A 13,450-nucleotide genomic window follows, 5' to 3' on the forward strand; every position below is an offset into this window, starting at 1 on the left:
TGTGAGGATTAATTATGAAACAACATCAAGGAACCTATTACCCCCTGACCGCGGCACAGCAGGAAATTTGGCTGGCTGAACAATTAAATGTAAGCGCGGGAATTTATAATACGGGTTGTTATATTGATATTTCAGGCGCTATCGATATTGAGACGCTTAACAAAGCATTGTCCCAATTGATAGATGAAGCTGAATGTTTACGAGTAGTAGTTGTGCAACATCCACAAGGACCACAGCAACAGATCGTTACCCATCTGCAATGGAGCTGCCCACTTATTGATCTATCTAACCATATGGACGCGTTCACAGAAGCTGCAATCTGGATGAAGGCTGAATTAGCGCGGCCGATGGAGTTAACCCAGGGGCCGTTGTTTGGTTTTGCGCTGCTAAAAATCAGTGATGAACACTATTTTTTGTTTATCCGTGTCCATCATCTGGCGAGTGACGCTTTTGGCACTACGTTGCTGATTCAGCGGCTTGCTGAACTGTATACCCAGAAATTTACCGGCGCTGATGAGCTGGAAAATCCTTTCGGCCCTCTTAGCGATCTGTTGGCTTTTGATGAAGAATACCGCCGCTCGGAAAATTTCCAATGTGACCGTCAGTGGTGGTCACAATATATGGCAGGCCGAAGTGAGCCACAGAGCCTTGCCGTAGGGGCGAAACCCGGTCAGTTCGCCGACTTGGGTTCGTTTAGTTGCACCCATTGTGAAATACCGGCAAAAGTCAATGATATTCTGCGTACTCTGAGTGAAGAGAGTGGAAGTAGCATGGCACAAATTATTATTGCTATCGTCGCTTCCTGGATTTCTCGTATGACTGATAAGCAGGATATTACTTTGGGTATGCCAGTAACCGCGCGTTCAGGGCGTATGTTACGTAATATTCCAGGCATGGTATCCAATGTATTACCTCTGCGTCTGACAATAGATTCTGCTCATTCCATAGGTGATATTAGTAAGCAGATCAGCCAGGAAATCCGCCAGTTACTCAAACACCAGCAGTTTCGTTCCGAAGATATCTATCGTGATTTACAGCGAAATGGTTCTGTTCCCCGCTTGTTTGCGCAGAATATTAATGTGATGCTGTTTAATAGCAATGTGAGCTTCGCGGGTAATTTTGGACGTACCAAAAATTTGTCCAGTGGGCCGGTAGAAGACCTCTCTGTGACTATTTATTATCATGACGAAAGCGGCAATTTGCAGTTTACGCTCGATACCAATGATAACCTCTACACTCCCCACGATATTAACCTGCAAAAATCTCTCTTTCAGCACTTCATCACTGAATTGCTGGCAGATATATCACGTCCCATTGGTGAGCTGAAATTGCCCGGTTGGCACATAGGGCACAGCCTCATACCTGCACGGCGCACAAAATCAAATAATGAGGAAACACTGACCTCACGCTTTGAACAACAAGCAATTGCAATGGCAGATAGTGTGGCGCTGACTTATCAACAGGAGAATGTGAATTATACGGTATTGAACCAACGTGCTAACCAACTGGCACGCTATCTGGTATCCCGGCGAATAGGCCCGAAACAGCGTGTTATGGTCTGCTTACCACGTTCTATTGAGATGATGGTGACACTGCTAGCTATCATCAAGGCTGGTGCTGCTTACGTGCCAGTGGAGGCGGATTATCCGCAAAGTCGTCTTGATTTTATGATTGACGATGCTGAACCTGCCTGTGTGATCACCACCAGCAAAATTACCCAACGCTTGACAACCAATACTCCCATATTATTACTGGATGACACCAAGTTGATCGCCCATTTGGAAATGCAGAGTGTTGCTGATCTGTCTGATAAAGAACGCTTGCAACCGCTGAGTTCAGCGCATCCTGCTTATATCATTTACACTTCTGGCTCCACCGGTGTGCCCAAGGGCGTGGTAGTGACTCATCACAATGTGATGCGTTTGCTACAAAGTACTCAACGCTGGTTTAATTTCTCTAAAACTGATTGTTGGACAATGTTTCACTCTTATGCTTTTGATTTTGCTGTCTGGGAGTACTGGGGAGCATTGTTGAATGGCGGAAGATTGGTAATTGTTCCCTGGGAAATCAGCCGTTCACCCACAGATTTTTTGCAGCTTTTGGTTAGCGAAAAAGTAACGGTGTTAAACCAAACTCCCTCAGCGTTTCAGGCGCTGATCCATGCTGATCGAGAAAACCCTAAGCTTGGGCAGAGCTTAACGCTGCGCACGGTGATTTTTGGCGGAGAAGCCCTGAGTACCCATATCTTGGCGGAATGGTATCAAAGACACGATGATAGCGCTCCTCAATTGATCAACATGTATGGTATTACTGAAACCACTGTACATGTGACCTATTTTCCTCTTTCACGTGAAGTCGTTGCACAGCCTGCTTCAAGTCTTATTGGTGAACCTATTGATGATCTCAGTATTTATGTTCTTGATGAGGCTCAGTGTCCGGTTCCGGTAGGTTTTGTTGGTGAGATATATGTGGGCGGTGCGGGGGTAACACGTGGTTATCTGAATCGTCCTGAACTTACTGCTGAACGCTTCATTGCTGATCCTTTTGTCGGCACAGATGCGCGCATGTATCGCACTGGTGACCTAGCAAGATTACGTCGTGATGGGGTACTGGACTTCCTTGGTCGCACTGACGATCAGGTTAAAATCCGCGGCTTCCGTATTGAATTGGGCGAGGTGGCGGCAGCGCTGAATGCACACCCTGATATCGTGCAGTCCGAGGTCATTGTGCGTGAAGATGAAGGTCAACAGAAGCGGTTAGTGGGTTATGTCATTGCTCATCAGGGTATTACCCTTGAACCACAGTTAATACGGTCCTGTCTAGCCACACGCTTGCCCGAAGCAATGATTCCAACGGCCATAGTGCAACTTGATCACTTCCCGTTGACCATTAATGGAAAGTTAGATCGTAAAGCGTTGCCGAAACCTATGTGGAACAGTGCAATCAATAAAAGTAAATCTTCCAGTCCACAGGAACTCGTGCTTTGTCGTCTGTTTGCCGAGTTGTTGGGATTAGAAAATATCTCTCCAGAGGACAATTTCTTTGAGCTTGGCGGCGAATCTTTGGTTGCAATGCGGGTAATAGCAAGAGTGCGTAGTGACTTTGGCGTTGAAATAACATTGCGCGATCTATTTAACGCCCCGAGGGTTAGCCAACTGGTGCAACGATTGAACGTTTTGCAGCAGGAAAATGAAGTAGTCAGCCAAGCCTAAATATTTAACGCGATTATATCGGTAAATAAGACAGAGGATAAAACATGATGAACCGAATAGATGAGTTAACCGCAGAACTTCTTAGCTCAATGAATCAATATGACCTTAAACGACTGGATAATATTTTTTCTGAGAATATTTCACTTCATTATCCCAGCCTTCCCCCAATGATAGGTAAAAAGATGTCGCTCACTTTTCTCAATAAACTTTTCTCAAATTTTAAATATTTACATTTCACACAAACTGGTTTCATTGCTAGTAATAACCAGGCTTGCGTTATTTGGGAAAATGAAGGGCTTCGTAAAAATAGTGATACTTATAGCAATATGGGCGTGACATTAATCGAAATTATGGACGATAAAATCATTCTCCTCAGCGATTACTTTAAATTTGAAGTACCTCATTAAACAGGATATCGCTGTAATAAAAGTTGGATACTCTCTGGATATTCTTTTTGGCTTATCTAAATGGTCTTGCATATTATCACTACACCTTTGTTTTATTAATTAGTATAACTTCCAGGGAAAGGTGAAACGGTAGTTATAAACCGTTTCACCTTTAGCAACCATTGCCAAAAGATAACCACAACCGTTCTATTTTATTCCGTCAGGGAGAATAAAGATTAAGATTCCCGTTAGTGGGTGATTGCTGATCGCTCAGTGTCCTTTGTAGGAAAAAATGGCAGGCTTACCCCGCCACTTTTATTCAGAAACCTAAGCTATCCAGTAAATCATCCACCTGAGCCTGATTAGCAATCACACCCACACCATTTTGATTCACTTGTGGGCCATTTAGTAAACTATCCGTTTCTTTCTTCGCGTTCACCATCTGGTCAGCCGGTATGTTTTCCATCAATACCATTACCAACTGTTTTTCTATTTCCTGAATAACATCCATCATGCGCTTGATAACCTGACCAGTAAGATCTTGAAAGTCTTGTGCCATCATGATCTCCAGCAGTTGAGCGTTAGTGAAAGCAGTATGCTCAGGTACTGTATTAAGATAGTTTCGGGTATCCATAACCAATGAGCGTGCCACAGGCATTTCAACTGGATTTCCAAACCACTCATCCCAGCGTTTTGCCAGTGATATTGCCGATGATTCCAACTCATTTTGACGAGGTTGCGCCGCCTCAACACAATTAAGTGCTCTTTCAGCTGCCTGCGCAGTCATCTGCACAACATAGTCCAGACGCTCTCTCGCATCGGGTATTGCCTCAGCAGCCTGAGCAATAGTTTGATCCAACCCTAACTCACGCAAACTATCTCGTAACATCCGCGTAAGCTGGCCGATACGACTGATAATTTCACTGGCACTAATGGTCTCATCCCTTGGCATGACTGGATTTACACTCATTATGTCTCCTTAGAGGCCCAGTTTTTCAAATATTTTGTTGAGCTTTTCTTCCAGAGTAGCTGCGGTAAAAGGTTTAACAACATAACCACTCGCCCCGGCTTGTGCAGCGGCAATGATATTTTCTTTCTTCGCTTCTGCGGTCACCATCAAAACCGGTATCTTAGCCAATTGGGCATCTTCACGAATGATTTTTAGCAACTCTAAACCATCCATATTAGGCATATTCCAGTCAGAGATAATAAAGTCAAATTGAGATGAACGAATCTTAGTCAGAGCCTCTGCTCCATCCTGAGCTTCTTCTACGTTGTTGAAACCCAACTCTTTCAGCAAATTACGAACTATGCGTCGCATGGTTGAAAAATCATCAACCACCAGAAATCTAAGATCCTTATTCGCCATAAAAACTCCTTGAAATTATTTATCAGTCAGCACAGAGCCGCTTAAGAAATTAAATTTATACCCGTTATCTTTCAAGTTGCCTCTTTGTTGGCTGCGCTCACTCACCCCGGTCACAGAGTTATCTATACCCTTCATCTTTCAAGCTGCTGCTTTGTTGGCTGCGTTCACTTGCCGCCGCCCTGCAACTTGAAATCTATTGGGTATATGCTCCCTTGCCGTCGCGATGCATCTTGAAATCTATTGGGTATATATACGACTGCCATTAAATACGAACAGCCTGTCCTGAACTTATTTTTGCCAGCATTCTCTTACTCATTTTGAGTATATCCATGACCTCATCCACAGCTCCCAGCTGTATTGCCGCCCTTGGCATACCAAATACGACACAACTTGCTTCATCCTGAGCTAACGTGTACGCTCCGGCTTGCTTCATTTCCAGCAATCCCGCTGCACCGTCACTGCCCATTCCTGTCAGTAGTACACCAATAGCATTCCTGCCAGCAAATTTAGCAACGGATCGGAATAACACATCCACAGATGGACGATGACGATTAACCGCTGGTGCATCAGTTATCAAAACCTGATAATCCGCACCATTACGACATAGTTCCATATGACGATCACCCGGAGCAATGTACGCATGCCCTGGCAAAATCCGCTCGCCGTTTTCAGCTTCTTTTACAGTGATTTGGCTAAGTTTATTCAATCGCTCAGCAAAAGAGCGGGTAAAACCAGGTGGCATATGTTGAGTAATTAGCAGTGCTGGACTGGTAACAGGTAGTGGTTGCAACAAACTCTTTATTGCTTCCGTTCCTCCAGTCGAAGCCCCTACCGCTATCAGTTTTTCACTGGATAACAGAGGCTTAAAACTTAAAGGAGCAGAATTTGCCGATGGGGTTATTTGCACAGACAATTTAGCCTGCGCGGCTGTCCGCACTTTTTCTGCAATAAGTTCACTGTAAGCTAACATCCCTTCACGAATACCCAACTGGGGTTTGGTTATAAAATCAACAGCGCCAAGTTCTAATGCTCTTAATGTGATTTCAGAACCTTTAGCTGTTAGAGAAGAAATCATAACCACAGGCATTGGCCGTAAACGCATTAATTTTTCCAAAAAATCAATGCCATCCATACGTGGCATTTCGACATCTAACGTTAATACCTGTGGATTATGTTTTTTAATGAGATCACGAGCCACCAGTGGATCTGGCGCACAAGCCACTACCTCCATATCTGGATGGCTATTGATAATCTCTCGCATGATCTGTCGCATAAGCGCTGAATCATCGACACAAAGAACAGTAATTTTATTCATGACCTCTCCTTGCCTGGCCTACACCGTAAACGGTCTGTCCTTGCAAGTAGAATTCCCGGCTGATTTGAGTGACATTTTCAGAATGCCCGGCAAAGAGCAATCCATCGGGTTTTAATAAAGTAACAAAATGGCGCAGTATCCGTTCCTGCGTCTTTTTATCAAAGTAAATCATTACGTTACGGCAAAATATGGCATCAAATTTACCTTCGAGCGGCCAATTGGCATCCAACAAATTGAGGTGTTGGAATGTCACCATGTCAGCAATCTGAGGCCGGACACGAGCATAACCTTCATAAGAGCCAGTGCCTTTAAAAAAGTAGCGTTTCCTCTGTTGATCAGTTAGCTGACGCAATTCATCCAGACGATAAACACCTTTACGCGCTTTCTCCAATACATGGGTATCAATATCACTGGCAATAATCTTTACCCGATGAAAACGAGGCCCCAATACATCACTCAGTGTCATTGCAATTGAGTATGGTTCTTCCCCGGTAGATGCTGCCGCACTCCATACTCGGTACGATCCATTTTTCTTACTCGCATGCTTAGCTAGCAAAGGAAAATGATGAGCTTCCCTGAAAAAAGCCGTCAGGTTAGTCGTCAGTGCATTGATAAATTCCTGCCACTCATCACTATCAAGATCGCTTTCAAGAATGAACAAATATTGACCAAAATCACGGATGCCAAGAGTACGTAAACGCCGAATTAAACGGTTGTAAACCATCTCCCGTTTATGTGTAGCAAGCACAATACCCGCACGTTGATATATAAACTGGCAGATGCGCTCAAAATGCGCATCTGACATGGTATAGCGCTGAATCATGTGATTCAGCGGTGGAGACGACAAGCTTGCCGCTGAAGCAATTAAATTTGATTTCATCTGGCCTTAGCGAGTCTGACTGACTGCCCCTTCGCTATCCGCAGATCTCAGCGTAAGTGAAAGTTCATTTTCAAGCTTGTTTTCTGAATTATTTGGTAATTCAAATTGTGCTACGGTTTTCACCAGAATATCAGCTTGATCTTCAAGTGCAGCAGCAGCTGCTGCTGACTGTTCAACCAATGCAGCATTCTGCTGAGTAACCTGATCCATCTGCGTAACAGCTTGTGCCACTTGATGAATACCCCGACTTTGTTCATCGGATGCCGCAGCAATTTCGGCCATGAGATCTGTGACCTGATTTACAGAAGTCACCAATTCATTCATGGTCTTCCCAGCATGGCTAACCAGCTCGGAACCTTGGCTTACCCGCTGAACTGATTCACTAATTAATGTCTTAATTTCTTTTGCTGCTTCTGCACTGCGCTGTGCAAGATCCCTAACTTCGCCCGCAACAACAGAGAAGCCGCGGCCTTGTTCACCTGCCCGCGCGGCTTCTACCGCCGCATTAAGTGCCAAGATATTAGTCTGGAATGCAATGCCATCAATAACGCTGATAATGGCACTGATTTTCTGTGAACTGTTAGCAATCGCATCCATCGTTTCTACAACACCCGTTGTCAGCTCACCACCTTTAGAGGCTGTTTTCGATGCAGATACTGCTAATTCACTCGCCTGACGAGCATTTTCAGCATTTTGTTTTACTGTTGCTGTTAATTGCTCCATACTGGCCGCAGTTTCCTCCAGTGATGCCGCTTGTTCTTCGGTACGAGAAGAGAGATCAGTATTACCCTGAGTAATTTCCTGAATACCGCTATACATCAGGTTAGTATTCTCTTTAATCAAGGTAATGGAATTCACCAGTGAACGCTGCATATCACGCAATTTGAGGAATACTTCACCAATTTCATCATTAGTGAAAACAGCTACTTCTTTGTTTAACTTGCCTTCTGCAACATTCTGGAAGTGACTACGCATATTGGCGAATGGTCTGAGAAGATTTCTTTTTAACCACCAATGAGAAGCCCAGGCAACCACCAATACCATCAGGATCGCGCCTGCAAACATGGCAGTTGCAATCTGATAATAAAATCGACCATCTTGAACGGCAGTGGCAATCTCCTCTCCGATGTATTGCATATAATGGTTGAAATCAGATTCCAATTGCTGCTGATATTTTTCTGTCGGCTGGTCTAAAAAAGCATCATAATTACCCTTTTCTAAGAAAACCGAGAGTTCCCTGAGTGCTTTTATATATTCCTTGTAGCTGGTTTCCACTGATGCCAGCAATACACTGCTGCCATCTTCCTCACTTAATTTAGGCAAAGAGATAAACTCGGCAAAATGCATCTCAGCCTTATCCAGCGTTTCTCTGACATTAGCGACCATGCTGCTAATATGATCTTCAGATTGCTGTAGTGTTTTGCCTACAGCGATTCTATTAAGTGTATTACGCGATTGCAGCAAAGCTGCCCAGCTCAATCCTAATGAATCTCTTTTCTGCGTCCCCAGATCAATCCGTTCGATATAAGCCTGATCGGTGTGAATTATTCCAAGAGATAAACCACTTGAGATTATCTGCATTAAACAAAACATCATCAGTAACAGATATAAACTGGTTGATATACGAAGCTTGCCCAACATGTAATCACCTCTGTTAACGGCTGCATATGCAGCCGTAGTTATCGCTTAGTGTTTTAAAATGTTTCCCAATTAGACTGTTCTTCCACATTATTGACTTTCTTCAACACAGGTGAATTCGATTTAACAGGAAGAGTTTTGACCACAGGTAAATGCTCAGTTTTTGTTTCAGACTGAGATTTATCGTCAAGATTCGGTAATTGGAATAGAGAAACCAGCTTCTTCAATCCAGCAGCTTGATCTTCCAGTGCCGCCGCCGCCGCCGCTGACTGCTCAACCAAAGACGCATTTTGCTGTGTTACACGATCCATTTCAGAAATAGCCAGACCAACCTGAGTTATCCCTCTGCTTTGTTCATCTGAAGCAGAGGCAATTTCACCCATAATGTCAGTGACACGGGTTACTGAACTGACAATGTCGTTCATTGTTTCACCAGCACTTTCAACCAGAACAGAACCCGTATCTGCACGACTAACTGAATCTTCTATTAATGCTTTAATTTCTTTTGCCGCTTCAGCGCTACGCTGTGCAAGGTTACGAACTTCCCCGGCAACAACCGCAAAACCTCGTCCATGTTCACCCGCACGCGCTGCCTCTACCGCGGCATTAAGTGCCAGAATGTTAGTCTGGAACGCAATGGCATCAATAACACTGGTAATATCAGAAATTTTCTGTGAACTCCCAGCAATTTCATGCATTGTCTGCACAACATTTGCTACGACTTTCCCACCCTGACGGGCAATCTCAGAAGCACTATCAGCCAGGTTACTTGCCTGACGAGCATTTTCAGCATTCTGTTTTACCGTTGCTGTCAGTTGTTCCATGCTTGCTGCCGTTTCTTCCAGAGAAGCAACCTGCTCTTCCGTGCGTGAAGAAAGATCATTATTTCCGGCAGCAATTTCACTGGTTCCGTCATAAATACTTTCACTGCTCTGACGAACACTACTCACTGTGTTGATGAACTCTTTCTGCATATGCTTCAGGCCAACAGCTAACATACTCATCTCATTTCTGCCTGAAACCGTAATATCCTGTGTCAAATCACCGGTAGAAAGCGCCTTAATGTCCTCTAATAATTTATTTAACGGATTCAGCAAACTATGTTTGATACCAACCCAACTAAAAATCATGGCTGAAACCAGAATCAGCATGACAATACCCAACATAATCATCGCATTTCTGTAGGATATACCTGCATCAAATACCACATCAGAATAGAGATGATCATTTTGAGTCAAATAGAAGTTATATTCTTCCTCAAAAGCACTCTGATATTTGCTCGTTGGCTGGTTGAAAAATTCTACTGCTCGATCATGTTCAAGCAGAACAATAAGCTCATGAAGGGCTGAAATATAAATATCATAGGCTTTTTTAAGACGATTTAGGCTTTCTGTTTCATGAACAGATAATTTAGCGGTCTGTTCATATTGTTCAAAGCGCTGCTCTGCAATAGAGAGGTTACTTCTGGCATCAGTCAGTAACTGTTCCAACGTGTAGTAATTATCGACACCCTCATCTTTTTTCATCATGTAGCGAATGCCAGCACGATTCAAACTGTTACGGGCCTGTAACAAATTAACCCAGGTATCATTCAAAAATGTCTGCTGTTCCCGCATCTTATCCAGTATTTCTAGATTTTCTTTGTTACTTTTCAACTCATGGAAGAAAAGTCCCCCGGATACAAATTGCAGAGCACCAAATAATATGATGACCGCCATCAGTCCGGTCACTATCTTCATTCGGTTAAACATGTTTTCCCTTTTTACAATAGATCAGCATGGCTCTGTTATCGGCATCACCAAAAGAAACTTTACTGGTTGAATAAAAGAAATTTGAATATTTTTCTGATTTGGAATTTACAGGAATATAGACAAAAAGTAGCTGCCATCTGTCAATGATGGCAGTCATATTTATACCCGTCATCTTTCAAGTTGCCTCTTTGTTGGCTGCACTCACCCTAGTCACATAATTATCTATGCTCCCAGGGATTCGCTCCCTTGCCGTCGCGAAGCATCTTGAAATCTATTAGGTATAATGATTAGTTTTTAGCCACAGAATCTACCAGAGCCATTTCTTCACTGTTAAGCAATTTCTCAATATCCACCAAAATCAGCATACGATCATCAAGTGAACCCAAACCAGTCAGATACTCAGTAGACAATGTCACTGCAAATTCTGGGGCCGGGCATATTTGTTCAGCTTTGAGCGATAAAACATCTGAAACACCATCAACAACAATACCAACCACGCGGTTTAATAGATTCAAAACAATTACAACGGTATTATCATTATAGGTAACCGTTTCCTGAGCAAATTTAATTCTCAGATCAATAATAGGAACAATAACACCGCGTAGATTAGTTATTCCTTTAATGAACGCAGGAGTATTCGCAATACGAGTGACCTGATCATAGCCACGGATTTCCTGCACTTTGAGTATTTCAATACCATACTCTTCATCACCCAAGGTAAAAACCAGATATCCTTCTCCGGCAGTTTCTCCTGACAATTTATTAAAAGCTTCTATGGCCGACATGATCTTACCTTTTACTGTGAGATTGACTATTTTTCTATGGAGGCAAGCTCCACTCAGTGCTTATTTTTTTCTGATAATTCAGCTTTACTGACTGCCAATTGGTCATGGTTGAGTTGCTGCAATGCAGAAACATCGATAATCAGTGCCACACTGCCATCTCCCATAATTGTAGCCGCGGAGATCCCCGGTATTTTGCGGTAGTTACTTTCGATATTTTTCACAACTACCTGATGCTGTCCAACTAACTGATCAACCAGTAAGGCATAACGCCGACCAGCACTTTGTACTATCACAACAATTCCTTTAGTCGGATCTGTTTGCGCATCAGAAATATCAAAAACTCGGTATAACTTAATCAGTGGCAAATATTCGCCTCTCACATGCAATAATTTTTCATCACCAGCCAATGGATAAATATCTTCTTCCTGTGGCTGAAGAGAACTCACTACCGCACTTAATGGCAAAATAAATACTTCCTCGTTGACTTTCACTGACATGCCATCAAGGATTGCCAATGTCAGAGGTAACAGAATCCGTGTAACCGTGCCTTTACCGGCCTGGAAACTAATTTGGATTTGTCCTCCCATTTCCTGAATATTTCGTTTAACCACATCCATGCCCACACCGCGACCAGATACATCTGTCACAACTTCAGCCGTGGAAAAACCGGGAGCGAAAATCAGCATAGCAACTTCTTCGTTACTCATGTTTTCGCTCACTGACAACCCTTGTGACATCGCCTTAGCTAGAATCTTCTCTCGATTTAAGCCAGCACCATCATCCACAACTTCGATACAGATATTTCCCCCCTGATGCTCAGCAGAAAGGGTCAGGTTGCCCGTCTCAGGTTTGCCTGAAGCGAGTCGAATTTCAGGTTCTTCAATACCATGATCAAGGCTATTACGAACCAGATGGGTCAACGGATCAATAATGCGCTCAATTAAACTCTTATCCAGTTCAGTAGAACTGCCAACCAAAGTCAGCTCCACTTTTTTATTCAGTTTGCCCGCAAGATCCCTGACTAAACGTGGGTAGCGGCTAAATACATATTCCATTGGCATCATGCGAATCGACATCACAGACTCTTGCAAGTCTCTGGAATTTCGCTGTAGTTGAACCATACAACTCAACAAATCACCATGTGAAGTCGGTTCAAGATCATTGCAATGCTGAGCCAACATAGATTGTGTAATAACTAATTCACCAACCAGGTTTATAAGCTGATCAACCTTCTCAACCGCAACACGGATACTGGAAGATTCTGCTCGTTGACGTGGTGAGCCAGCTGGTGGCATAGGCGCCGGACGCCCGACAGGAGGTGTAGAGTTTTTTTCCGGCTCAGTGGATTTGACTTTAGCTATGTCTGTATCTTTAACTTCATCTTTTTTGGGTTCAGCTACTGGCAAGAAAGTTATCTGCTCCGGTTCAATAACAAAACAGAGCACTGCCGTAATGTCATCCTCTGTAGCTGATGTTACCAATGACACCTCAACACTATCTCGAGTCTGTTCCGCATCATAAACCTCCCCCAGATTACCCAGTTCATCGAGCATTAAAGAAACTTCACGCTCTTTTAGACCAGAAAGATGAACTCGGACTCTACCTTGTTGGCTTTTAGTCGCGGCAGGCTCCGGTTTTAATTCTGATTCGGGTTCAGGTCGCAGTGATGTTGTCAAAGGTACAGCGGATTCAACCTCACCTTCATTTTCTTTCTGTACTTCCAATGCAAGCTGGCGCAATGTCTCACAGATGTAGGTAAAAGTACTTTCATCCGGTTCCTGAGAACTTTTATAGGCATCCAACTGTTGCTGCATGATATCTTTCGCTTCCAAAAACAAGTTGATAATGTCAGTTGTCAGACTCATTTCATCTCGTCTGGCACTGTCTAACAAATTTTCCAGAACATGCGTAGTTTGCTGTAGTTTAATAAAACCAAAAGTCGCAGCCCCGCCTTTTATTGAGTGCGCACTACGAAAAATAGCATTCAACTGTTCTTTATCTGGCGCATTTGGATCGAGCTGCAATAAATGCTGCTCCATATCCTCAAGCAATTCATCTGCTTCATCAAAAAAGGTCTGATAAAACGCGGTAATATCCATTGTTACTTTGTCACC

Annotated in this window: 10 protein-coding genes; 2 read left to right on the forward strand and 8 right to left on the reverse strand. The window is 43.4% G+C overall.

The window, feature by feature from the left end:
• Positions 1 to 14 precede the first annotated feature (14 nt).
• Positions 15 to 3,212, forward strand: a complete 3,198-nt coding sequence (locus BO26_RS03175) for a non-ribosomal peptide synthetase (protein ID WP_036768693.1) — start codon at positions 15 to 17, stop codon at positions 3,210 to 3,212.
• Between the two features lie 44 nt (positions 3,213 to 3,256).
• Positions 3,257 to 3,619 (forward strand): nuclear transport factor 2 family protein, encoded by a 363-nt coding sequence (locus BO26_RS03180; protein WP_036768695.1) that lies wholly within the window; start codon positions 3,257 to 3,259, stop codon positions 3,617 to 3,619.
• 298 nt (positions 3,620 to 3,917) lie between these two features.
• Here BO26_RS03180 and cheZ read toward each other — a convergent pair whose 3' ends face one another.
• The 8 genes from cheZ to cheA all read right to left on the reverse strand — a co-directional run bounded on the left by cheZ (position 3,918) and on the right by cheA (position 13,435).
• Positions 3,918 to 4,568: a protein phosphatase CheZ gene (gene cheZ, locus BO26_RS03185; RefSeq protein ID WP_036768697.1), complete on the reverse strand. Its 651-nt coding sequence runs from the start codon at positions 4,566 to 4,568 to the stop codon at positions 3,918 to 3,920.
• Between the two features lie 9 nt (positions 4,569 to 4,577).
• Positions 4,578 to 4,967, reverse strand: a complete 390-nt coding sequence (cheY, locus tag BO26_RS03190) for a chemotaxis response regulator CheY (protein WP_036768698.1) — start codon at positions 4,965 to 4,967, stop codon at positions 4,578 to 4,580.
• A 262-nt stretch (positions 4,968 to 5,229) separates the two neighbouring features.
• Complete coding sequence (locus BO26_RS03195; RefSeq protein ID WP_036768700.1) at positions 5,230 to 6,282, reverse strand: protein-glutamate methylesterase/protein-glutamine glutaminase; 1,053 nt, start codon at positions 6,280 to 6,282, stop codon at positions 5,230 to 5,232.
• Entirely contained in the window at positions 6,275 to 7,162 is an 888-nt protein-coding gene (cheR, locus tag BO26_RS03200) for a protein-glutamate O-methyltransferase CheR (RefSeq protein WP_036768702.1), read from the reverse strand. The genes BO26_RS03195 and cheR overlap by 8 nt, the downstream gene beginning before the upstream one ends.
• 6 nt (positions 7,163 to 7,168) lie before the next feature.
• Positions 7,169 to 8,803: a methyl-accepting chemotaxis protein gene (locus BO26_RS03205; RefSeq protein ID WP_036768703.1), complete on the reverse strand. Its 1,635-nt coding sequence runs from the start codon at positions 8,801 to 8,803 to the stop codon at positions 7,169 to 7,171.
• A gap of 53 nt (positions 8,804 to 8,856) precedes the next feature.
• Entirely contained in the window at positions 8,857 to 10,551 is a 1,695-nt protein-coding gene (locus BO26_RS03210; RefSeq protein WP_036768704.1) for a methyl-accepting chemotaxis protein, read from the reverse strand.
• 287 nt (positions 10,552 to 10,838) lie between these two features.
• On the reverse strand, positions 10,839 to 11,336 hold the full coding sequence (cheW, locus tag BO26_RS03220; protein WP_015834820.1) for a chemotaxis protein CheW: 498 nt from the start codon (positions 11,334 to 11,336) through the stop codon (positions 10,839 to 10,841).
• A gap of 53 nt (positions 11,337 to 11,389) precedes the next feature.
• Positions 11,390 to 13,435, reverse strand: a complete 2,046-nt coding sequence (gene cheA, locus BO26_RS03225) for a chemotaxis protein CheA (RefSeq protein ID WP_036768708.1) — start codon at positions 13,433 to 13,435, stop codon at positions 11,390 to 11,392.
• Positions 13,436 to 13,450 lie beyond the last annotated feature (15 nt).

The sequence above is a fragment of the Photorhabdus australis DSM 17609 genome, from assembly GCF_000711895.1.
GTDB lineage: Bacteria > Pseudomonadota > Gammaproteobacteria > Enterobacterales > Enterobacteriaceae > Photorhabdus > Photorhabdus australis.

Excerpts from the sequence above, each read along its gene's own strand:
- BO26_RS03175 (WP_036768693.1), top strand. The coding sequence starts at position 15 with ATGAAACAACATCAAGGAACCTATTACCCCCTGACCGCGGCACAGCAG.
- BO26_RS03210 (WP_036768704.1), bottom strand. The coding sequence starts at position 10,551 with ATGTTTAACCGAATGAAGATAGTGACCGGACTGATGGCGGTCATCATA.
- BO26_RS03195 (WP_036768700.1), bottom strand. The coding sequence starts at position 6,282 with ATGAATAAAATTACTGTTCTTTGTGTCGATGATTCAGCGCTTATGCGA.
- BO26_RS03180 (WP_036768695.1), top strand. The coding sequence starts at position 3,257 with ATGATGAACCGAATAGATGAGTTAACCGCAGAACTTCTTAGCTCAATG.
- cheZ (WP_036768697.1), bottom strand. The coding sequence starts at position 4,568 with ATGAGTGTAAATCCAGTCATGCCAAGGGATGAGACCATTAGTGCCAGT.
- cheW (WP_015834820.1), bottom strand. The coding sequence starts at position 11,336 with ATGTCGGCCATAGAAGCTTTTAATAAATTGTCAGGAGAAACTGCCGGA.
- cheA (WP_036768708.1), bottom strand. The coding sequence starts at position 13,435 with ATGGATATTACCGCGTTTTATCAGACCTTTTTTGATGAAGCAGATGAA.
- BO26_RS03205 (WP_036768703.1), bottom strand. The coding sequence starts at position 8,803 with ATGTTGGGCAAGCTTCGTATATCAACCAGTTTATATCTGTTACTGATG.
- cheR (WP_036768702.1), bottom strand. The coding sequence starts at position 7,162 with ATGAAATCAAATTTAATTGCTTCAGCGGCAAGCTTGTCGTCTCCACCG.
- cheY (WP_036768698.1), bottom strand. The coding sequence starts at position 4,967 with ATGGCGAATAAGGATCTTAGATTTCTGGTGGTTGATGATTTTTCAACC.